The 19,470-nt window shown below is 60.9% G+C and carries 23 protein-coding genes and 1 pseudogene; 16 read left to right on the top strand and 8 right to left on the bottom strand.

Features of this window, described 5'->3' with window-relative positions:
• Window positions 1-42: 42 nt before the first annotated feature.
• Together AC0JZ8_RS18160 and AC0JZ8_RS18155 are read right to left on the bottom strand one after the other, a co-directional pair.
• A complete protein-coding gene (locus AC0JZ8_RS18160; RefSeq protein WP_062453480.1) occupies window positions 43-465 on the bottom strand; it encodes a SufE family protein in 423 nt (140 codons plus the stop codon).
• Between the two features lie 182 nt (window positions 466-647).
• A complete protein-coding gene (locus AC0JZ8_RS18155; RefSeq protein ID WP_092661655.1) occupies window positions 648-1,085 on the bottom strand; it encodes a DUF5330 domain-containing protein in 438 nt (145 codons plus the stop codon).
• 456 nt (window positions 1,086-1,541) lie between these two features.
• Here AC0JZ8_RS18155 and AC0JZ8_RS18150 point away from each other — a divergent pair, with 456 nt between their 5' ends.
• Both AC0JZ8_RS18150 and AC0JZ8_RS18145 read left to right on the top strand, forming a co-directional pair.
• On the top strand, window positions 1,542-3,149 hold the full coding sequence (locus tag AC0JZ8_RS18150; protein ID WP_471893114.1) for a sensor histidine kinase: 1,608 nt from the start codon (window positions 1,542-1,544) through the stop codon (window positions 3,147-3,149).
• The gene (locus tag AC0JZ8_RS18145; protein WP_471893113.1) at window positions 3,121-4,302 is read left to right on the top strand and encodes a peptidoglycan-binding domain-containing protein; all 1,182 of its coding nucleotides are present in this window, start codon (window positions 3,121-3,123) and stop codon (window positions 4,300-4,302) included. The genes AC0JZ8_RS18150 and AC0JZ8_RS18145 overlap by 29 nt, the downstream gene beginning before the upstream one ends.
• A 31-nt stretch (window positions 4,303-4,333) precedes the next feature.
• Here the strand turns inward: AC0JZ8_RS18145 and AC0JZ8_RS18140 are convergent, their stop codons facing one another.
• On the bottom strand, window positions 4,334-4,495 hold the full coding sequence (locus AC0JZ8_RS18140) for a Thivi_2564 family membrane protein (protein ID WP_092662461.1): 162 nt from the start codon (window positions 4,493-4,495) through the stop codon (window positions 4,334-4,336).
• Between the two features lie 146 nt (window positions 4,496-4,641).
• Between AC0JZ8_RS18140 and AC0JZ8_RS18135 the strand changes: the two genes are divergently transcribed.
• Complete coding sequence (locus AC0JZ8_RS18135; RefSeq protein ID WP_092661659.1) at window positions 4,642-4,992, top strand: DUF1491 family protein; 351 nt, start codon at window positions 4,642-4,644, stop codon at window positions 4,990-4,992.
• A gap of 3 nt (window positions 4,993-4,995) precedes the next feature.
• Here AC0JZ8_RS18135 and AC0JZ8_RS18130 read toward each other — a convergent pair whose 3' ends face one another.
• Complete coding sequence (locus tag AC0JZ8_RS18130; RefSeq protein WP_200943537.1) at window positions 4,996-6,087, bottom strand: DUF2336 domain-containing protein; 1,092 nt, start codon at window positions 6,085-6,087, stop codon at window positions 4,996-4,998.
• A 655-nt stretch (window positions 6,088-6,742) separates the two neighbouring features.
• On the opposite strand from AC0JZ8_RS18130, the gene AC0JZ8_RS18125 reads away from it, so the two are divergent.
• Window positions 6,743-6,916: a hypothetical protein gene (locus AC0JZ8_RS18125; RefSeq protein ID WP_156461810.1), complete on the top strand. Its 174-nt coding sequence runs from the start codon at window positions 6,743-6,745 to the stop codon at window positions 6,914-6,916.
• 17 nt (window positions 6,917-6,933) lie between these two features.
• Here AC0JZ8_RS18125 and AC0JZ8_RS18120 read toward each other — a convergent pair whose 3' ends face one another.
• Both AC0JZ8_RS18120 and AC0JZ8_RS18115 read right to left on the bottom strand, forming a co-directional pair.
• Window positions 6,934-7,515: a DUF1254 domain-containing protein gene (locus tag AC0JZ8_RS18120; RefSeq protein ID WP_174195850.1), complete on the bottom strand. Its 582-nt coding sequence runs from the start codon at window positions 7,513-7,515 to the stop codon at window positions 6,934-6,936.
• The gene (locus AC0JZ8_RS18115; RefSeq protein WP_325261395.1) at window positions 7,512-8,096 is read right to left on the bottom strand and encodes a DUF1214 domain-containing protein; all 585 of its coding nucleotides are present in this window, start codon (window positions 8,094-8,096) and stop codon (window positions 7,512-7,514) included. Before AC0JZ8_RS18115 ends, AC0JZ8_RS18120 begins: the two co-directional genes overlap by 4 nt.
• A gap of 117 nt (window positions 8,097-8,213) precedes the next feature.
• Between AC0JZ8_RS18115 and AC0JZ8_RS18110 the strand changes: the two genes are divergently transcribed.
• On the top strand, window positions 8,214-8,498 hold the full coding sequence (locus AC0JZ8_RS18110) for a type II toxin-antitoxin system RelE/ParE family toxin (RefSeq protein WP_113111216.1): 285 nt from the start codon (window positions 8,214-8,216) through the stop codon (window positions 8,496-8,498).
• Entirely contained in the window at window positions 8,470-8,790 is a 321-nt protein-coding gene (locus AC0JZ8_RS18105) for a HigA family addiction module antitoxin (protein WP_184654777.1), read from the top strand. The genes AC0JZ8_RS18110 and AC0JZ8_RS18105 overlap by 29 nt, the downstream gene beginning before the upstream one ends.
• A 197-nt stretch (window positions 8,791-8,987) precedes the next feature.
• On the opposite strand, the pseudogene AC0JZ8_RS18100 reads toward AC0JZ8_RS18105, so the two are convergent.
• Window positions 8,988-11,195: pseudogene (locus AC0JZ8_RS18100) on the bottom strand (transglycosylase domain-containing protein); the annotation flags it as partial.
• 162 nt (window positions 11,196-11,357) lie between these two features.
• On the opposite strand from AC0JZ8_RS18100, the gene AC0JZ8_RS18095 reads away from it, so the two are divergent.
• Together AC0JZ8_RS18095 and AC0JZ8_RS18090 are read left to right on the top strand one after the other, a co-directional pair.
• The gene (locus AC0JZ8_RS18095; protein ID WP_092662467.1) at window positions 11,358-11,825 is read left to right on the top strand and encodes a YcgN family cysteine cluster protein; all 468 of its coding nucleotides are present in this window, start codon (window positions 11,358-11,360) and stop codon (window positions 11,823-11,825) included.
• Window positions 11,826-11,835: 10 nt separating this feature from the next.
• On the top strand, window positions 11,836-12,129 hold the full coding sequence (locus tag AC0JZ8_RS18090; RefSeq protein WP_471893391.1) for a heavy-metal-associated domain-containing protein: 294 nt from the start codon (window positions 11,836-11,838) through the stop codon (window positions 12,127-12,129).
• Window positions 12,130-12,431: 302 nt separating this feature from the next.
• Here the strand turns inward: AC0JZ8_RS18090 and AC0JZ8_RS18085 are convergent, their stop codons facing one another.
• Window positions 12,432-13,445, bottom strand: a complete 1,014-nt coding sequence (locus tag AC0JZ8_RS18085; protein WP_471893112.1) for a hypothetical protein — start codon at window positions 13,443-13,445, stop codon at window positions 12,432-12,434.
• A 191-nt stretch (window positions 13,446-13,636) separates the two neighbouring features.
• On the opposite strand from AC0JZ8_RS18085, the gene AC0JZ8_RS18080 reads away from it, so the two are divergent.
• The 8 genes from AC0JZ8_RS18080 (at window position 13,637) to AC0JZ8_RS18045 (ending at window position 19,446) form a co-directional block, all read left to right on the top strand.
• Window positions 13,637-16,111, top strand: coding sequence for a heavy metal translocating P-type ATPase (locus AC0JZ8_RS18080; RefSeq protein WP_471893111.1), 2,475 nt, complete (start codon window positions 13,637-13,639; stop codon window positions 16,109-16,111).
• Complete coding sequence (gene cueR, locus AC0JZ8_RS18075; protein WP_062453472.1) at window positions 16,108-16,518, top strand: Cu(I)-responsive transcriptional regulator; 411 nt, start codon at window positions 16,108-16,110, stop codon at window positions 16,516-16,518. The genes AC0JZ8_RS18080 and cueR overlap by 4 nt, the downstream gene beginning before the upstream one ends.
• Window positions 16,519-16,533: 15 nt before the next feature.
• Window positions 16,534-16,734, top strand: coding sequence for a heavy-metal-associated domain-containing protein (locus tag AC0JZ8_RS18070; RefSeq protein WP_062453471.1), 201 nt, complete (start codon window positions 16,534-16,536; stop codon window positions 16,732-16,734).
• 44 nt (window positions 16,735-16,778) lie between these two features.
• Window positions 16,779-17,744: a magnesium and cobalt transport protein CorA gene (locus tag AC0JZ8_RS18065; protein ID WP_062453470.1), complete on the top strand. Its 966-nt coding sequence runs from the start codon at window positions 16,779-16,781 to the stop codon at window positions 17,742-17,744.
• An 84-nt stretch (window positions 17,745-17,828) separates the two neighbouring features.
• On the top strand, window positions 17,829-18,026 hold the full coding sequence (locus AC0JZ8_RS18060; protein WP_062453469.1) for a hypothetical protein: 198 nt from the start codon (window positions 17,829-17,831) through the stop codon (window positions 18,024-18,026).
• Window positions 18,027-18,114: 88 nt separating this feature from the next.
• A complete protein-coding gene (locus AC0JZ8_RS18055; protein ID WP_062453468.1) occupies window positions 18,115-18,450 on the top strand; it encodes a hypothetical protein in 336 nt (111 codons plus the stop codon).
• Between the two features lie 400 nt (window positions 18,451-18,850).
• Entirely contained in the window at window positions 18,851-19,051 is a 201-nt protein-coding gene (locus tag AC0JZ8_RS18050; protein ID WP_062453467.1) for a hypothetical protein, read from the top strand.
• Window positions 19,052-19,164: 113 nt separating this feature from the next.
• Window positions 19,165-19,446 (top strand): metal-sensing transcriptional repressor, encoded by a 282-nt coding sequence (locus AC0JZ8_RS18045; protein WP_062453466.1) that lies wholly within the window; start codon window positions 19,165-19,167, stop codon window positions 19,444-19,446.
• Window positions 19,447-19,470 lie beyond the last annotated feature (24 nt).

Below are 19,470 nucleotides of genomic sequence, written 5' to 3'. Positions count from 1 at the left end.
ACTATCGCGCGACAGGGTTAATACCGGAAATCCGTGTCTTGATCAGGCGGCCTGCATGATCACCGCTTCCTGACGGATGCGCTTGACCATCGAGCGAAGGCCATTCGCGCGCTGTGCCGAAAGATGCTCCACAAGGCCAATCTTGTCGAACACCTCGATGGCATCCGTGGAGGCGATTTCAGACGCATGCTTGCCGGAATAGACCGACAGCACGATTGCGACGAGCCCGCGCACGATATGCGCATCGCTGTCGCCCTCGAACGTCATCACGGGGTCGGCGCTGTCATCGCTGCCGTGGCTGACGACCCAGACCTGGCTGGCACAGCCCTGTACCTTGTTCTCCGCAGTCTTCTTGTCGTCGGAAAGGTCGGGCATGGCCTTGCCGAGCTCGATCACATAGCGATAGCGATCCTCCCACTCTTCGAGATAGGCGAAATCGTCGATGATCTGTTCGATGCTGGCCATGGCGTGCGGTCCCGTTTGCGCCTTCATATAGGCGGTCCGGGCCTCGATTAAAGCAAAAAAATCGCCGTGAGGATGTTGGTCCTCACGGCGTCAGCAACAGGCTGATGAGAGTTAAGGCAGTCCGGCACCGGGAACCGTGGCACGAGACCCGGTGCAAGCTTTGAAATTCGTTGGAGAAGCGGTCAGAGCGTCGGGCGCTTGAGCGGCACCGGAATGTTGCGGGGGATCGTGCCGGTCGCAACCTGCTCGCCGCGGGGGGTCTCGATGCTGATGTCGGAAAGCGAACCTGATGGCATCGGGGTGGCTTCTGGGTCGGCCTTCATGGCAAGCTTCGGCTGGCCGTCGCCGAACTGCTTGTCGAGAAGCTCGTAGGCGACACGGGCACCTTCCTTGGCGCGGACACCAAGCACGGCAAGCGTGTCGGCGCCCTTTTCGCAGACTTCGGGACGTTCGCTGCAGATCGCACTGATATACTGATAGGCGCCGCTTGCGGCAGACACCGCATCGGCCACCTGGAGCGGCGAAATGTTGGCGTCATCGGAGGCCGGCTCGGCGCTGAAATAGGACAGCACCACCAGCACGGCTGCGAAGAACACACTTCCCTTGATCAGAAACCACATCGTCTTGGTCCACCTGTTTTGCCCGTTTTCGGGCGTGCCGGCTAAGCTCCAGTCGTCTGGCTTGCCTGTTCCGGTCTTGGCGTCAATCTAGCCGCGGGGAGCGAACATCGCTTTGACGGGTTCGCTCGGGTTTTCGGCAAATTCGATTAAAATGCGACCTTTCCTTGCTCGGGCGGCGGGGTGGACGGATGCTTCCGGACAATTTTAACAAACCGGATTAAGCATAAATGGGGCGGCCCGCCCACGGGCCAAGGGTTGTCGGTCCGCGGATCTGCCCCAATGGTTAATGTATCAGGAAAAATCAAACCAATTCCGACGCTTACACCCTGTTAACCACAATCAGAAAACGAGCCGTGGATGTGTGCCAAAGCCGGAAAACGGGGCCCTGGACGGGGCTGCGGAAGCCTGTCTTTATAGTTTCCTTAAGCGCACGAGCCCTATTGTGAAGCCTCGAATATGAGACTGAGTAGGTTTTGCGTGCGCGTATTGAGTGACATTGCCGAGAGGGCGGTTCTGCTGGTTGACGGGGCTGCATCCCGTTGGCTGCGACGCATCGGCGAGGGCGAAACCGTCTCTGCCGCGGCCGTCGCGTCGCTGCGCCGGCTTGCCTTTTGCGGTGGCGTCGCCTTCGTGGCCGTGCCGGCTCTTCTCTCCGTCTTTATGAAGCCGGCACTGGCTCTGCCGCTTGGCGCAACCGTCGTTTCGGCGCTCTTCCTGATTCTCGCAGCGCTTGCCTTTGCATGGCCCCGCAACGTCGCCCGGCCGGTCGCCAACGCGCCAGCCGTCGATGATATCGCCTTTCATGCCTGCCCCGGTCTCGCCCTCATCGTCGATCCGCAGGGACGGGTGGTCAAGCTTGGCGGTCGCGACCACGCCGCGTTTCCGGACAAGCTGAAAGCCGGCCTTGGCGAAATGCTGGCCGAAATCGTCCATGTGTCCGATCGTCTGGCGCTTCTTCAGGCCGTCGATACGCTGCGCCAGGGTGGCCGCAACGCAATCGTCGACATCCGTGTCGAACGTCCCTTCAGCGCCGTCGGCGGCCGGCAGTTCCTGCATATGTCGTTCGACATGTCGGCGATCCGCGACGGCGAAGGCGAACTTGTCCAGATCTTCGTCCAGGCGCTCGATCGCAGTGCCGAAGAGCGCCTGCGGGTCGAAGCCGAAAATCGCACAATCGAGGCGCAGTCGGCCCATGAGGCGAAGTCGCGCTTCCTCGCCGCCGTCAGCCACGAGCTGCGCACCCCGCTCAATGCGATCCTCGGCTTTTCCGATGTTCTGGCCGGCGAATATTTCGGCAAGCTCGCCAATGACCGCCAGCGTGAATATGTCGGCCTCATCCGCCAGTCGGGCGGCCACCTCCTGTCGGTCGTCACCACCATGCTCGACATGTCGAAGATCGAGGCTGGCCGTTACGAGCTGCTCGCCGAACCCTTCCATATCAGCGAAGCGGTCGAAGCCTGCCGTGCGATGCTCGATCACTCGGCTCGCGAAAAGGGCGTCACGCTGACAGCCCGCACCAACCGCAACCTTGCCGAAGTGGTGGCCGACCGTCGCGCGCTGCAGCAGGTCCTGATCAACCTTGCCGGCAACGCCATCAAGTTCACGCCGGCTGGCGGCGTCGTCTCGATCGATGCCACCGTTGTGGCCGGCAAGCTGGTGATCACGGTCAGCGATACCGGTATCGGCATTGCCGCAGACAAGCTAGCGACGATTGGCCAGCCGTTTACGCAGATCGAAAACGATTTGAGCCGCCAGTATGAAGGCACGGGCCTCGGCCTGTCGCTGGTCAAGGGCCTGATCGCCCTGCACGGCGGCCGCTTCACGATCGAAAGCCGTCTCGGCGAGGGGACCGTCGTCACGATCGCCCTGCCAGCCGATGGGTCCGGCATCGAAGGCGCAGCCGTGGATGACGGTGAGGAGAGGGTGGAATTTCCGCCGCGCCTTATGATAGCCAACAAGCCAGGCACGAATAAGCAGCAAGCCCACATCGCCCCCGAAATACTTACGACCATGATGGACGAAGAGGATTTTACCGATGGCCCCGCGAAAGCGAAAATCGCCTGAGAGGCGCAAACCGGCAAAACGGCCGGCGCTTGCCCTTCGCGCGGTGACCGCGACGGGGGGGCTTGTTGGTGGCGTCGTGGGCGGCGTCCTGACACGCCATCCGCGTCCTGTGTTGGGCGCGGCAGGCTTTGTCGTTCTGTTCAGTTTCGTCGCCGCCAATGCGCTCTGGTATCAGCCGGGCGGACATCCGTCGCCCTTCCTTGCCACGCGCGATCCGAAAGACCCGAACGCCATCGCCGGCTACCGGCCCTACAAGCGCATGCCGGCAGAAGACGTCACCACGTTCCGCATCGAACGGTCCGGCGATGCCAAGCCCGTCATCGAACCGGTCGAACAGCCTGCCGAGCAGACCACTGTCCAACCGGCTCCAATGCCGGCACCCATGCAGGCTCCCGCTGTCGATCCGATCACGACGCTCATCACCGCAGCACCGCCGGTCCCCGGTTCCGACGAGGATCGTGAGCTGGTTGCCGAAATCCAGCGTGAGCTGACGAAGCGCGGTCTCTATGACGGGGCCGATGACGGCGTTACCGGTCCGCGCACCCAGTCGGCCATCGTGCTGTATCAGCAGCGCATGGGGCTGCCGCAATCCGGAGAGGCCGGCAGCGATCTGCTGGCGGCGCTGAAGGCGGAACGCAAGCCCTCGACCGGCTCGCCCTCGAGCGCTGCCGTGCATGTCCCCGTACCCCAGCCATCGGTCGTTGCAAAACCCGCGGCTGACGAGACGGCCCGCGTGCAGCCAAAGCCGATGGCGCAGCCGAAGACGGTGCCTGCGAACCGGCCGGCCGAAAATATCAGTCTGAAGAGTGAAGACCCGGTGGCGGCGGCGATCCGCTCGTCCGAAACCGGAGGTTCGCGGTCGGGCCAGATCCGCATCCCGCCCGCGGATATTCCGACTGGCGGATTGCGTCCGTCGCCTGCGGTCGCGAAGTCGAACGCCGTCATGACGGCGGATATCCCGGCGCCGAAGCTCGTGCTGCAGATCCAGCGTGGGCTGCAGAACATTGCCTATTCGGATGTCGAAGTGGATGGGGTTGCCGGTGCACAGACGAAGGCGGCGATACGCCGTTTCGAAAAGCATTACCGCTTGCCGGAGACCGGTGAACCAAGCGAAGCGGTTTTGAAGAAACTGAAGGCGATCGGCGCGCTCTAAGCCTGAAGCCGCAAGCGCGCCGGGTCGGTTGTTAGAATACGGCCAGATACTTCAGCAGCGCGATGATGCCGATGATCAGAACGATAACCTGGATGATCTGCTTGATCCGTGCTTCGAGCGGCAGGCGCGCGACAAGATAAAGTACGAGGACGATCACGAGGAAGGTGATCAGAATGCTGATAAGAACGCTCAAGGCCCACTCCTTTTTGGCAAAAATGCGGTAGTGGGGTGGGAAATATGACAGCGGTGCCAAAAGGAAAGGGTTGCCAAGCCTTTACCCTCACTTTCTTTTGATTATTTTCGCTTAACGATGCCGTCCTCAGCCGCTATGACGCTGTAATGCGCCTTAAAACCCACATATTTGTCTCCGCCCTGACCCGCCGCGTCTTTGCCATGGGCGACTACGCAGCGGTCGAGAAAAAGGGTGCCGAGGAGGCTGGTGCCATCTTCATCCGCCAACGATTTCGCGATGGCACCGAAACGCTTTATGCGCCGGCACCGCAAAACTTCTTTGACGACGAGGACGATGGCGGGCGCAAGTTCGAACGGCGTCTGGTGCGGGCAGAGCCCGATACGGTGCGCGAGACGATCGATCGCGAAAAGCGCTTCGATCCGGATCTCTGGGTGGTCGAGATCGAGGTTGACGAGATCGGCGACCTGATCGAGGTCGTCAGCGCCGATGCTCGATAGGCCTTACCGGCCGCGCCCGGCGCGTCTCATGCTGGCCGATGTACGGAATGGCCGCTCGGCCTCTTCGGTCGCGTGGGGGGCAGGGGCCTCGACGGGTTGCGCAACCGGTCGCTCCGCATAGGTATAGCCGTCGGCCCGGCGCCAGGCTTCGAGCCTTCGTCCGCATTCGTCGATATCGAGAACCAGCCACATGGCCGTCGCCCGGCTTGCACCGTCAAGCTGTTCGTGTGCGAGGTGACCGTAGAACCTTTCGAGCACGAAGACGGCTTCCGCTTCGTCCATGAACAGACCCTTAAGCGTCGTCGCCAGCTGCTGGCCGGAGATATCAAGCATGATCCGTTGAGCCAGCCAGCGGCTGGCCGACAGCGCGTCTGCCAGAACGCCGGCAAACAGCGTCGCCTCGCGGGCACGGGCAAATCGGACGAGAAGGGCGGCATGCGTTTCGCTGAGCTGCCGCAGGCCCTGCCGGTCGTCGCTCTGGCGTTCCATATGGCCGGCCAGAAGCTTGATGCGGCGGCGCAGCTCCTCTTCGCGCGCAGCCCGGGCTTCCTCGGGCAGCAGAAAGTCGTCTTCGGCCTTTGGGGTTTCGACCGGCGTGTCTGCCGGGGGTTCGACCACGGTCGACATGGCCTCGATCGCGGCAGCGGGAAGCTCGCGCCGTTCGGTGATCGGCCTTGCGATCGTATCATAGCGCATGCCGACCAGCGCATCGATGACGATCGGCGACAGGCTTTCGCGCTTGGCGATCGCGCGGGCGTGGTTGACGCCCTGGCTGCGGGCGATGGTGATCAGCGCATCGTTGGAAAGGCAGGGCGAGGCAATCAGGAAGGGTGCGGCGACCGCGATCGGCTGGCTTCCGATAAAAAAGGCGACGGCCGGCGGAATGGCGGGTGATTGCGAAAGGGCTGCCACCGCATCGCGGCGGGCTTCTTCCGAAGAGGCGGCAAACAGCGGTGCGAACAGCTCGGCGAACTGTCTCAGTTCGGAGCGGGAAGGACGCGACAGGCTTTCGAAGCTCGTGACGGTGGCCATCAACACCACATCCTTTTTTCGCATGGCTTGTGGCCTCTCAAGGTCTCGAAACTCGTTGGTCACGGGCAACTCTCATCTACGCAATACATGTCCGAAACGCGTGATGCCGCCGGGGTAAACACGCGCCCCGGTGCATCTCATCTACCTGTGCCTGGGGAACTCCCCGGAGCATATTCCGCCGGATGCAGCTGTCTCTCGCGCCGCGCCCGTCGGTTTCGCCTTGGTTTACCAGATGCTAACGCTTTGAGGGTTAACGGTCAGTGAAAGCGGCTCGTTTTGGCGCACCGATGACCGCTCGAAAACGACAAAATCGTGCCGTTCGAAGACTGTGAAGTTTGAATGACGCGGTGAACAAAGATGCCGTTTTGGCGTTCATCAGCCTGATACCAGCATACGTCGATATCAACTGCCATATTAGAATTAACTCACTGTTAATCCACGTCTGGCTGTATTGGTCTGTAACCGGGCCGTAGCATCCGGTTTTATAAGCGTCGGGGCACCCTGAAAGCCCGTAAAACTGGGTAGATGGCCCGAAGGCTCGCATAACGACCGTGAGGTCGCTTTTCTAAGGTAATGTCGCTGCGCCGCGATTGGGCGCTCTGACGAGAAGGACGCGGATGTTCCTGCCGTATCAGGCAGGTCGCGTCAGCCCCGAAAGGGCAGGGTGAGATATCTTCGTCTTCATCCGTCTCGAATTCGTAAAGTCACGGAGACGAGCATGGCAGAGATCGTGATACTGAACAAATGGCGTGACCAGCATGGCCGCAAGCCGCAGATCCGCATCGGCGAGGCCGATCCCGGCGAAGTGGTGCTGTTTACCGGCGTGCGCTACGAGCGTTTCGACGACCGGATGGACCGCAAGGCCGAAAACCACGCCGTCCGCGCCGAGTAGGCCGGTACGAAACGGACCTAGAAGCGGCTTCTGCCGCGCCACTGGAACGCGCCACAATCCGCGTTCTTCAGAAACTGTGTGGCTGCCTCAGAAAAACTCGCCTGCGGCGTCAGCGCCCGCAGCACTGCATAGCCTTCGCCCGACTGGCTCTCGACAAGGATCGACTGGCTGATCCCGGTGGGCAGGCTTTTGCGCAGCATCGTCATCTGCGTCGGCGTCGCGATCACCACATCCAGCATGCCGCCCGGCGACGTTCGGTCGTTGATGCTGAACACCTCGTTGGACGCCCCGTCATAGATCCCGAGCGACCAGAACGGCAGGCCGGTATTTTCAGCCGTCAGCCTGACCGGGCCTTCCGATACGTCGAAACCGCAGACCGCGGTCTCCACGAACGGATCGTCCTTGGAAAGACCGGCCCGGTCCGCCGTTTCGGTCAGTCGGTAGAACCGTTGCGTTTCGCCTTCCTTCAGCACCCGCGTATAGGCATCGTTTTCCGAAAAATGCGGCAGTGCGAGCACGATGATCAAATGCAGCAGTGCTGCCCCGACCAGTCCCGCCGCGACAGCAAATGCCAGACCTGTGAAAAACCGCCGGATCATGGGCCGCATCCGATCTTTTCAATGAGCGGCATGGCAAGGTCGATCAGTCCGGAACTGCCCGCGGTCGGCGTGTCGAACAGGGTGAGGACGAGCCTGAAGTCCCCGCTTTGTGTGAGAGCCAGCCAGTTGCCGGACTTGGCCGTCGGCGATGCGGTGATTTCGAACTCGCCATTCGGCTGGCGCAGCGTGATGCGCGAATTGAGCGCCTGCGGCAAATCCGACGACAGCGAGGGTGCAGCAGCCCCGGGCGCCTGCGCAAACAGCGTCCAGAACCGTGCCTGCGGCGTGTGACCCCGGATCCTGTAGGAGCAGCTTGCCACAAGCCGCTCGCCTGTCATGTCGGTCGTCGCGGTAAAGGTCAGGCCTTCGGCACTGGCATAGAGAAGCTTGCCGGCATTGGCCCGGTGCGATTTGGCATAAGGGTCTGCATCGGCCGTCTGCGCCTGCGGAAACGCCTCCCAAGGCCCGATCCGGAGCACCCCGAACCCGGTCGTCGCATCAAGCGCCAGCCGGGTCGACCAGATCCCGCCGCCGAATGCGATGGCAAGTGCAACGGCGATGAGGAAGGGAATACGGAACACGGGATTGGCTTTGTGTCTTTTTGGAGCGTTCGCGAAGGGTTAGCATTGTTTGGCGGGAAGGGGGAAGGGCCTCGCGCGGCATATTGATTGCTATGACGGCATACGTTATGGTTCCGCATGATCAAAGATTTTGCAGATCGTGAGACCGAACGGATCTGGGACGGCCTGCGAAGCCGCAGGCTACCGGGAGATATTCAGTCACCCGCATTGCGGAAACTGCGTCTGCTCAATCAGGCGCGTGTGCTGTTGGATCTGAACGTGCCGCCTGGAAATCGTCTCGAGGCGCTGCGCGGGAACCGAGCAGGGCAACATTCGATACGCATCAACGATCAGTGGCGCATATGTTTCATTTGGACTGACGGAGGCCCCGAACATGTTGAAATCGTCGACTACCACAGCTGATGCTGAATGGCTGCCGAACCCGCATCCCGGCGAGATTCTTCTGGAGGATTTCTTAAAGCCGATGCAGCTTAGCCAGAACGGGCTTGCCCGTGCCGTCGGTGTTCCACCCCGGCGCATCAACGAGATCGTGCTTGGCAAGCGCTCGATCACAGCCGATACGGATCTCCGTCTGGCACGCTATTTCGGCATGTCGGAAGGCGTCTTTCTCGGCCTGCAGGCTGATTACGAGCTTCTTCGCCGCCGCCGCGAACTCGGAGATGAGCTCGAGCGGATCACCCCGCGCGCTGCCTGAGGCTAACCTAGCTAGCGCCGCACTTCCAGATTGATCGGCGTCACCTTCGCCGTCGACTGTTTCGGCTGATGCCGGGTCGATATCGAGCCCGTCACGGGACCGGCTTCCGGCACCGACGCCTTGTCACTTTGGGTAGCGGCGCCCTGGACCTTGTCACCCTGAACAGAGGTTGCCTGTCCGTCGACAGCTGGCTTGCCGGCATCGGCGACCTTGGGGCCGCCCGCTGTAAGCGGTGGAGCCTCGGACAGCGCCTTGCCGATCTGCTTGAGCGTTCTGGTGGCTTCGGCCGAAAGCGAGCGCGGTCTCTGCAGCGGCGGCAGGGCATTCTCGCCTTCCTTCGCTTTCGCAATTTCCTGGCTCTTCTTGTCGCTCTTGTGGTCGCCGTTCGGCAGTGGGTTTTCGATGCCGGGAATGGGTTTCAGCTCGATCCCCTGATGGGCGTAGTCCATCAGCACCTTGAAGGTCATCGCCGGAAGCGAGCCGCCGGTCATGTTGTTCATCGAGGTGAAGTCGTCGTTCCCGAACCACACCGCCGTCGTGTAATTGCCGGTAAAGCCGATAAACCAGGCGTCGCGATAGCTCTGCGACGTGCCGGTCTTGCCGCCGGTGACGATGCCACCATCGAGTGCCGCGCGCCGCGCCGTGCCCTGATAGGGGATCGTCGTCAGGATGCGGTTCATCGATGAGGTCGCCTGTTCGGACAGAACCCGCTTCGCCGGCACCTCGTCGCGGCCGAAATCGTAGAGAATGTTGCCGCCGTAGCCCAGAACCTGCTCGATTCCGTGGCGATGCGATTGCACGCCGCCGGCCGGCATCACCGCATAGGCGGTGGCCTGGTCGAGTACCGTTACCTCGGACGTGCCGAGCGGGATCGTCTTGTCGCTTCTGAGCGGCGTCTCGACACCAAAAGCCTTTGCGGTGTTGACGATGACGTCGGTGCCGAGCACATCCTTGGCAAGCCGGACAGGCACCGTGTTGAGCGATTGCTGCATGGCGCTCATCAGGGTGACCTTGCCCTTGTAGGAGCGACCGTAATTCTGCGGCGACCAGCCCCGCCAGGTGATCGGAGCGTCGGAGATCACCGACTCCGGCTTGTATCCGTGCTCCATCGCGGCGGAGTAGGTATAAAGCTTGAACGACGAGCCCGGTTGTCTCAGCGCCTTGGTGGCACGGTTGAACTGGCTCTCGCCATAGTCGCGGCCGCCGACCATGGCGCGCACGCCGCCGCCGTTTTCGATCATCACCATGGCGCCCTGCTTCACCTTGAAGCTGTCGCCGTATTCGCGAAGGCTGGTTTCCATCGCGGCATCGGCTGCCTGCTGCAGGCCCATGTCGATCGTGGTCCTGACCACCATCGAATGCTCGCGGATCTTGCCGGCCTTGGCCAGCCGCTGCACCTCGTCGAAGGCCCAGTCGAGGAAATAGTCTGGCGACTTGACCTCGGCGCGGTCGATCGCGGTTGCCGGCGTGCGGCGTGCTGCGATCACCTGGCCCTCCGACATCAGGCCTGACTGTACAAGGTTGGACAGAACGTCGTTGGCGCGGGCACGCGCGGCGGGCAGGTTCACATGCGGCGCATATTTCGCCGGTGCCTTGAACAGGCCGGCCAGCATCGCGCTTTCCGCAAGGCTGACTTCGGTAATGTTCTTGCCAAAATAGAATTGGCTTGCCGCGGCTGCCCCGAACGTGCCGCCGCCCATATAGGCGCGGTCGAGATAGAGCGACAGGATCTCTTTCTTCGAAAGGTTCGCCTCCAGCCACATGGCCAGAAACGCTTCCTTGATCTTGCGCTCGATCGACCGTTCGTTGGTGAGGAACAGGTTCTTCGCCAGCTGCTGGGTGAGAGTCGATCCGCCCTGGACGACGCCGCCGGCCTTGGCGTTTTCGGAAAGCGCGCGGCCGAGGCCGATGAAGTCGATCCCGTAGTGATCGAAGAAGCGGCGGTCCTCGGTCGCCAGCACCGCCTTGATCAGGTGGTCGGGCAGTTGCTCGATCGGAACCGAGCCTTCATGGATGATGCCGCGATGGCCGATGACGTTGCCGTAGCGGTCGAGAAAGGTGACGGCGAAATCGCCCCGGTTGCGCCAGTCTTCCTTGGTTTCTTCAAAGGCTGGCTGGGCAAGCGCCAGAAGCGCAACGCAACCGACCGTGCCGAGCGTCATAGCCTCGCCGGCAAGCTCGAAACCAAGCTTTTTCAAGCCTGTAACGCGGAACCGCCGGAAGAAGATGGTGATCTCTTCCCAGACTTCGCCGGCCCGGAAACCGAGGTTCCAGACAGTGGAATCGATCCAGCTGTCGATCCGCAGGAGGATGTGGCGCTTCTTGCGCGAGGAGCCGGAGCGCTCTTGCTTAACCGGTGATTTCGGATGGTCCTGCACTGGAAGTTCCTGCCCCATTTCCCCCATCGCCCGATGAGAAACGCTTGACGCCGACCCCCCGGAGGGATCAAAGGCATGAGCGTCTCACCGTTATTCAGCATTAGCTGACAAAAGGTTTATGCGCGATAGAGAATCCGCAACAGGGTAAAGGCGGCAGGGGAAAATTGGTCCCCATCCGCGACAGATATGATGATGGAAGACGCATTCTGGAAAACCAAGACGCTTGAGGATCTGTCCCAGCAGGAGTGGGAAAGCCTGTGCGATGGCTGCGGGCTCTGCTGTCTCAACAAGCTCGAGGATTACGACACGGGCGAGGTGGCTTTCACCTCGGTTGCCTGCCGGCTTCTCGACGGCACGAGCTGCCAGTGCAAGGACTATCCCAACCGCCAGGCGACCGTTCCGGAATGCATCCAGCTGACGCCGGCCCAGGTGGACGAAATCCCCTGGCTGCCGCCGACCTGCGGCTACCGCCTGGTGCGCGACGGCCATGATCTTTACTGGTGGCACCCGCTGATCTCAGGCGATCCGGAAACGGTTCACCAGGCCGGCATCTCGGCCCGCGGCCGCACGATCAGCGAAGAAGAGGTCGATGTCGAGGATTTCGAGGACTATCTGATCGACTGGCCACTGCATGTCGGCGAGGCACAGCGGGGCTAGGTAGCAGGCGCTGAGGCGCATCCATCGCCATGAACCGATCACCGTTGCCATCGAGGGCATGACCTGTGCCTCTTGCGTGCGCCGGGTGGAGACCGCGGCGGCCAAAGTGGCGGGCGTTGGAAAAAGCGCCTTCAGTTTTGCCACGAAGAAGCTGACTGTCGAGACAGGCGAGGGGTTCGATCCGGAGACGCTCGAAAAAACCGTTCGGAAAACGGGGTATGAAATCCCTGACGGCGCGATGGAACCCGCGCTGCGGGAAGCGGGTTGTCGAGATGGCGCTGCTCATCACCCGGCACCTGTCTAGGCGTCCGTTAAACTTCACCAGCCTAGCGACGTCAAAGATCCAGGAGTAAGATTACAGCATGCTCAAGATGTCGCCACGACATCAGAGCGCGACGGAATCCAAAATTCGTCGCGGGAAATTCAATGCTGTGCCGGAAAATCGAGATGGCCCTGTTTCAGGGATCATCGCATCCGGCATGCAATTCGAGCTAGAATTCAGACCAGAGTTTCGTCGGGAAAGCGCATCTACAATCCTTTCATGCCTCGATCGAGCAGTTTTTGCCTAAAAATATTTAGGCCTTATGCGAGTTAATAACAAGTAACTCAACTGGTGATTTGGAAATACAGTGAAAACCCGTCTCCCGGCAAAAGCGTATCGGTGCAGGTCTGTCTCTGGTCGCCGGGCCTCTCCTTTTTCTGGTCTTCTGCCATTTCGTCCTTGAAACACTTTCGAATTCCGTTCTGTCTAAACCGGGTTTCGATGTTCTTCTCCTTGCAATTGACTTCAAGAGTGAAGCCGTCGCAGACGTGGCGCGATGTCACTGAGAAAATGGGATCGTTGTCGACTGCCCATGAGACGATACGGTCACGTTTGATATCGTAGGTCGATGCGCCGGAAAGCTCGTAGGTCGTCACCACTCGATCGTGGAGTTTTTCCCGCTTGAGATCGATTGGCTGGCGGATGTCGACAGACTTTAGGAAAATGTCGTCCTTGATGACCTTGTAATCCCTCATCTTCAGTTTTCCGCCGGTACTGATCGTGGTGGTGATGGTGAATTTCGCGGTGCTGCTCGGGATGACCTTATAGGTCTGTCTCTCGGTTATCTGGATGATACGGTTCGCTTCATCGCGCCAGTTGATGTCGATGATCCTCCGATGGTCCCGGATCATCTGTTCTTCCTCGCGACCAATGACGGCACGAAACGCGGACGTAAGTCTGTCGAAGAATTCCGATTGCTCTTTTTCATGAAGATTGGAAAAGCGGCGATAGCGGAAAACCGCCAGTCTTGCCCAGAGGTCGTCAATATCGTTTCTCTTCGAGAGAAACTCGGTCGACCACATGACGCGATTAAGCGCATCCTCCAGAAAATTGATGGAATGCAGCATTCGGATGAAAACCGCGACAATTCCGCCGGTCAGGCTGAGCGTTCCCAAACCCCATGCCAGATCTCCGAACCACATCGCGGATGGAAACACGACCGTTGGCGGTGTTCGTAGGAAATGCCCGACGATCAGCAGCGCAAGCGAGAAGAGCATGATCGTCGATGCTGCGATGACCCAGAGCAAGCCGCCGGTCTTCTTTGCAAGATTTTTCCAGATCTCCGACAATAACTGCACGGCCGTCCCCCTCCCTGGAGTGCAACCCCTACAGTGTCGGTAGAAAAAATGCAACATTATAGTGCATTCTGAAGAAGGTTGTGCGCCGTAGGGAGCGGGAAAGTATAGGATACCCCATCATACCCGACGTCATCCCTTGACCTTCCCATGATGGGAAGCCCTACATGGTGATGCGAAGAGGATCGCGACCCATGAACCAGATTATTCGCCCCATCCATCGCTCCGAACCGATCACCGTTCCCGTCGAGGGCATGACCTGTGCCTCCTGCGTGCGCCGCGTGGAGACCGCGGCTGCCAAGGTGGCGGGTGTCGAGAAAAGCGCCGTCAACTTTGCCACGAAGAAGCTGACGGTCGAGACAGGCGAGGGGTTCGATCCGGAGACGCTGGAAGCGGCTGTCCGCAAGATGGGGTATGAGATCCCCGACGGCGCGATGGACCAGGCGCTGCTGGAGGCGGGTTATGGCGAGGGCTCTGTCGATCACACGTCGTTGAAGCCTGTGGCGAAGAGCGCGCAGGCTGATCATACCCATTCCGATCAGACCAAGTCCGCTCATTATCAAGCGGAAAATCTGCATCCGGCGCATGACAATGCCACCCACGACCATGCTCACATGCATGGCGGTGAAGCCGGTGTCCTGAAGCGTGATCTCGCCATTGCGGCAGTGCTGACGTTGCCGCTGTTCGTGCTGGAGATGACGGGCCACGTCTACGCGCCGTTCCATCACTGGCTGATGGGAGTCATCGACACGCAGAACCTCCACTACCTCTACTTCGTGCTGGCAACGGTGGTGATTTTCGGACCGGGTCTGCGGTTCCTGAAGCTTGGTCTGCCGGCCCTGTTGCGGGGCCATCCGGAGATGAATTCGCTGGTCGCAGTGGGCGTTCTTGCCGCCTATGGCTATTCGGTGTTTGCCACCTTCGCGCCGGGACTGCTGCCGGAAAGCGCGCGTTTTGTCTACTATGAAGCGGCTGCCGTTATCGTGACCCTGATCCTGTTCGGCCGCCTGCTGGAGGCGCGTGCCACAGGCCGCACCGGCGAGGCAATCGAGAAACTGGCCGGTCTGCAGGCGAAAACCGCGCGGGTTGAACGGAGCGGGGCGGTCGTCGATATTCCCTCGTCCGAGGTCGTGGTCGGCGATATCGTCGGGATCCGTCCCGGCGAACGTCTGCCGGTCGATGGCACCGTGATCGACGGGCAATCGAATGTTGATGAATCGATGATCACAGGTGAGCCGCTGCCGGTCGAGAAGATGGCGGGTGCAATTGTCACCGCCGGAACGGTCAACCGCACCGGCTCCTTCCGTTTCCGCGCCGAAAAGGTCGGCCGCGATACGGCGCTTGCCGGCATCATCCGCCTGGTGGAACAGGCGCAGGGCGCCAAACTGCCGATCCAGACGCTGGTGGACAAGGTGACTGCGTGGTTCGTGCCGGCCGTGATGCTTCTGGCGGTCGTTACATTCGTCGTCTGGTTCCTGGTGGGACCGGAGCCGCGGCTGTCGCATGCGCTGGTGGCGGCGGTGGCGGTGCTGATCATTGCCTGCCCCTGCGCCATGGGTCTCGCCGTCCCGGTCTCGATCGTCGTCGGGGCGGGCAGGGCGGCGGGCATCGGCGTGCTCTTCCGCAAGGGCGATGCGCTGCAGGCGCTGTCGGATGTGGATCTCGTCGTGTTCGACAAGACGGGCACAGTGACGATGGGACGGCCGCAGCTGACGGATCTGGATGTCGTGGACGGGTTATCGGAAGACGAGGTTCTGCGCCTCACCGCCGCCGTCGAGCGTCGCTCCGAACACCCGATTGCGGATGCGATCGTCAAGGCGGCGGAGGCGAAGGGTCTGGTCTTGGCCGAGACCGAGGATTTCCGCTCCGTCACCGGCTACGGCATCAGTGCCCGCGTCGATGGCCGGGACATTTCGGTCGGCGCCGACAGGTTCATGGACAAGCTCGCCATTTCGGTCGCACCACTGGAACAGACGGCCGCCCGGTTGGCCGGCGAGGGCAAGTCGCCGCTCTATACCGCGATAGACGGTCGTCTGGCGGCGGTGATTGCCGTTGCCGATCCGCTGAAGCCGTCGAGCGTTCAGGCCATCAAGGCGCTGCGGGCGATGGGCATCGAGGTTGCCATGGTGACCGGCGACAACCGTCGCACCGCACAAGCGATTGCAGCCCAGGTGGGGATCGATACGGTCGTTGCCGAGGTTCTGCCCGAGGGCAAGGTGAAGGCGCTGGATGACCTGCGGAAGGGTAGCGGTTCCACTGCTCTGTCCTCGCCACAGGCGACTTCGCCTCGGCCGCGCCGGATCGCCTTTGTCGGCGACGGTATCAACGATGCGCCGGCGCTGGCGCATGCGGATGTCGGCATTGCCATCGGTACCGGCACGGATGTGGCGATCGAGAGCGCCGATGTGGTGCTGGTCGGCGGCGATCTGACCGGCGTGGTGTCGGCGATTGCCATCAGCCGGGAAACGATGCGCAATATCAGGCAGAACCTGTTCTGGGCGTTCGGCTATAACGTGGCGCTGATCCCGCTCGCCGCCGGTCTGTTCTATCCCTTGCTCGGATTGACGCTTTCGCCGATGCTGGGCGCCGCCGCCATGGCGCTGTCGAGCACGTTCGTGCTTGGCAATGCGCTGCGATTGAAAACCGTCGCACTGGGAGAGAAAGCGTGAATATCGGCGAGGCCGCACAAGCATCCGGCGTTTCGGCCAAGATGATCCGCTATTACGAGGAGATCGGCCTGATTACGCCGGCCGCCCGCACCGGCAACAATTACCGGACCTATGGCGGCGATCAGGTGCATGTGCTGCGCTTCATCAAGCGCGCCCGCTCGCTGGGGTTTTCGCTCGAGGAAACGCAGGCGCTCTTGAAACTGTGGCAGGACCGCAGCCGCGAGAGCGCCGCCGTCAAGGACATCGCCACCACTCATATCGACGATCTGGAGCGGCGCATCGCGGAGATGCAGGGCATGGTCAAGACATTGAAGCACCTTGCCCATTGCTGCGGCGGAAACGACCGTCCCGACTGCCCGATCCTTGACGACCTTGCCGGTTCCGCGTCACCGGCGCATACAGATTGAAGAAGGAGACCTGAGATGACCGTGATCTTCACCGTGCCGGACATGACCTGCGGCCACTGCGAAAAGACCCTGCGAAACGCTCTCGCCGAAGCGCTGCCGGATGCACCCGTGTCGATCGATCTTGTCACGCATACGGTGATGGTGGGTGGCGACGAGGCAAAGGCCGCGCAAGCGATCCGTGACGCGGGTTATTCGCCGGAACGGGCCAAGGCCTAGTACGTTATCGGCATCGCAGACCATACTCCATCGCAGAGCATACCATGACAGTTGTCGCCTCCTATGTGTACCGCAACGGAAAACGTGCCGAGGCGGTGCCTGTCGATGGGCCGGCGCCGAGACTGTCCGGTCAGGATTTCGTCTGGATCGGCCTGCACGAGCCGTCACCGGACGAGCTACATGCGCTGGCCGAAACCTATGAGCTGCACCCTCTCGCGGTCGAAGACGCCATCAACGCCCATCAGGTGCCCAAGGTGGAAGCCTATGGCGAACAGCTGTTCGTGGTGGCAAAGACCGCCCATCTGGAAGGCGAGAAATTCAAGTATGGCGAGACGGCGATTTTCGTCGGAAGGCGCCACATCATCACCGTCCGGCACGGCTCGGCCCGCAACCATGCCGCCATCCGGGCACAGCTCGAAGCCTCGCCGCAGCTTCTCTCCAAGGGGCCTGACTACGTCCTGCACGGGATCATCGATTTCATCGCCGACGGCTATCTGCCGCTGGTGCAAACGATCGAGGACAAGGTGCTGGAAATGGAGCAGAAGATGCTCGCGAACTTTCTCGAACGCGAGCAGATCCGCCGTCTCTTCCGCCTGCGCCGTCAGCTGATCCTGTTCGGGCGTATCCTGGGCCCGATGTCGGAAGTGGCGGGCAAGCTCGTCAATCTCGACCTTCCCTGCCTCGACCGGGACGCCAAGCCGTTCTTCCGTGACGTGCTCGATCATATCCGAAGGGTCGAAGGCATGGTGGGCGGACTTCGCGAAGTCATCACCTCGGTCTTTGAAGCCTCGAACCTTCTGGAACAGCAGCGCCAGGGCGTCATCACCAGGCAGCTGGCTGCCTGGGCCGCCATTCTTGCGGTGCCGACGGCCATCGCCGGCATCTACGGCATGAATTTCGAGAACATGCCGGAATTGAAGACCGAATACGGCTATCCCGCCGTGCTGGTTGCGATCGTCCTTCTCTGCAGCATCCTTTTCTACCGGTTCCGGAAGTCCGGCTGGTTGTAGCTGCAACCAAGCAAGGGAACTCTCGAGCCGGCGTCGAGTTGGTTCGGTCAGAAAGATGAAACCCTTGCTACGGAGAACCCCGCCATGGTCGACCAGACCCCGATGATCCTGCTGGCCGTTGTCTTGCTTGCCGGTATTGGCACGCTCGGATTTTTGATCCTGCGCCGCTGGAAGACCAAGCGCATTCCCAAAGCGCACGATCTGCCCGAGGTCGCCAACCGGCGCTGGCTGCGACGCGAAGCGCGCAATGCGCAGTCGCTCATCGACAAACGGGTTCCATAGAAGCGCGGTTCCTCACGGGAATTTGAGATGAAACCAATTTGTGCCCGGCCGGTTAACACCCTGTAGGGATACGAAAAGGAATTCAAAAATGATCAAGACATTGACAGTTGTTGCCGCACTTTCGTTTGGCCTATCCTCTGCAGCATTTGCGCAGACGAGCTATGATATGAACGGTTCGGCCAACCGCGCGGACGTCCAGCAGAACATGAGCGGTGCCGGCGGCAACATCCCGCCGAAGCCAGCCGCATCGGGTACTGTAGACCCCTATTCGACAGGCAGCGTTACCCCGGGCTCGGCAGTCGGTTCGACCGGCGCCTACGGTAGCCGCGCAGGCTGCGCACCGGGCGGTGAGCCAGGCGATGCTGCAAACTCCGGCAACCTGCCGAACCTGACGGGCGAAACTGCCCAGGGTACCGGTTGCTGATCACACAGTGACGGTAGCGGTTGGACGGGTCTTACCCCCGTCCGATCGAGCTTGATCAAAGGTCCTCGGTGAAAGCCGCGGGACCTTTTTTCATGGCAAAAAGGGGTGCGGTCAGAACCACGGTAAGTTGAATGCTGGGAAAACTGGGAAATCAAAAGGACGGCCAGCGTGATCTCGCGGCAGCGACGTGACGTCAATCGGCCACCCGACCCCGTTCTAAAGATAACGGCAGTCGCGTCCTTTCGCGCTTTTGGCAGACCGCAGCCGTCAAGTCCATTGCAAATTTGGCAACACGGGCCCGACATTCCTGCATGAACATCGGTCATTGCAGGGGATCGTGCGAAAAGCTATTCGTCTGGCCTGAACGCATTGGCCGGGAGACACGACAATCATCAAGATCATGGTATTGCTTCACAGCGCCAACGGCCTCGAATGGCAGTCTCCGCCCAAGGGCACCAGCTTGAAGACGCTGAGCGAAGCCGAAGAGCAGGGCTTCATCACCATCCGCGGCGAGTTCCAGAAACGCCAGTTCCGACTGACAGAGATGGGTTTCGAATATATCCAGCGTGACAAAAGACGTCTGGAAGCCCGGCGGTCGTAAGCCAGGCTAACGGCACAACGCTCGCAGCCTCCACCCAGAGAGCTGGAGGAACTCGTATGAAAGCAGTTCTGAAGATACTTGCCTTATCCCCTCCAGGGGGATAGGATTATCGCATGACAGAACACGATCACGTCCACGAAAGTCATCCCGAAATCGTCAAGCGGCTGAAACGGGCTGAGGGACATCTCAAAAGTGTGATCGCCATGATCGAGGGCGGCAGGCCGTGTCTCGACATCGCCCAGCAGCTGCATGCGGTGGAAAAGGCGATCACCAATGCCAAGCGCACCCTGATCCAGGACCATCTGGACCACTGTCTCGAAGACACGATCGGCGCGCTCGATCGGGAGAAGCGCCACTCCATCGACGAGTTCAAGTCGATCACCAAATACCTTTGAGACCTAAATACCCGTGAGATATTT

This window comes from Velazquezella soli, assembly GCF_977018685.1.
Note: the sequence above shows the minus strand (reverse complement) of the source record. Positions and strands in the feature narration are given on the sequence as shown.

Excerpts from the sequence above, each read along its gene's own strand:
- AC0JZ8_RS18160 (WP_062453480.1), bottom strand. The coding sequence starts at position 465 with ATGGCCAGCATCGAACAGATCATCGACGATTTCGCCTATCTCGAAGAG.
- AC0JZ8_RS18155 (WP_092661655.1), bottom strand. The coding sequence starts at position 1,085 with ATGTGGTTTCTGATCAAGGGAAGTGTGTTCTTCGCAGCCGTGCTGGTG.
- AC0JZ8_RS18150 (WP_471893114.1), top strand. The coding sequence starts at position 1,542 with ATGAGACTGAGTAGGTTTTGCGTGCGCGTATTGAGTGACATTGCCGAG.
- AC0JZ8_RS18145 (WP_471893113.1), top strand. The coding sequence starts at position 3,121 with ATGGCCCCGCGAAAGCGAAAATCGCCTGAGAGGCGCAAACCGGCAAAA.
- AC0JZ8_RS18135 (WP_092661659.1), top strand. The coding sequence starts at position 4,642 with ATGCGCCTTAAAACCCACATATTTGTCTCCGCCCTGACCCGCCGCGTC.
- AC0JZ8_RS18125 (WP_156461810.1), top strand. The coding sequence starts at position 6,743 with ATGGCAGAGATCGTGATACTGAACAAATGGCGTGACCAGCATGGCCGC.
- AC0JZ8_RS18120 (WP_174195850.1), bottom strand. The coding sequence starts at position 7,515 with ATGATCCGGCGGTTTTTCACAGGTCTGGCATTTGCTGTCGCGGCGGGA.
- AC0JZ8_RS18110 (WP_113111216.1), top strand. The coding sequence starts at position 8,214 with ATGATCAAAGATTTTGCAGATCGTGAGACCGAACGGATCTGGGACGGC.
- AC0JZ8_RS18105 (WP_184654777.1), top strand. The coding sequence starts at position 8,470 with ATGTTGAAATCGTCGACTACCACAGCTGATGCTGAATGGCTGCCGAAC.
- AC0JZ8_RS18095 (WP_092662467.1), top strand. The coding sequence starts at position 11,358 with ATGATGGAAGACGCATTCTGGAAAACCAAGACGCTTGAGGATCTGTCC.
- AC0JZ8_RS18080 (WP_471893111.1), top strand. The coding sequence starts at position 13,637 with ATGAACCAGATTATTCGCCCCATCCATCGCTCCGAACCGATCACCGTT.
- AC0JZ8_RS18070 (WP_062453471.1), top strand. The coding sequence starts at position 16,534 with ATGACCGTGATCTTCACCGTGCCGGACATGACCTGCGGCCACTGCGAA.
- AC0JZ8_RS18065 (WP_062453470.1), top strand. The coding sequence starts at position 16,779 with ATGACAGTTGTCGCCTCCTATGTGTACCGCAACGGAAAACGTGCCGAG.
- AC0JZ8_RS18060 (WP_062453469.1), top strand. The coding sequence starts at position 17,829 with ATGGTCGACCAGACCCCGATGATCCTGCTGGCCGTTGTCTTGCTTGCC.
- AC0JZ8_RS18055 (WP_062453468.1), top strand. The coding sequence starts at position 18,115 with ATGATCAAGACATTGACAGTTGTTGCCGCACTTTCGTTTGGCCTATCC.
- AC0JZ8_RS18050 (WP_062453467.1), top strand. The coding sequence starts at position 18,851 with ATGGTATTGCTTCACAGCGCCAACGGCCTCGAATGGCAGTCTCCGCCC.
- AC0JZ8_RS18045 (WP_062453466.1), top strand. The coding sequence starts at position 19,165 with ATGACAGAACACGATCACGTCCACGAAAGTCATCCCGAAATCGTCAAG.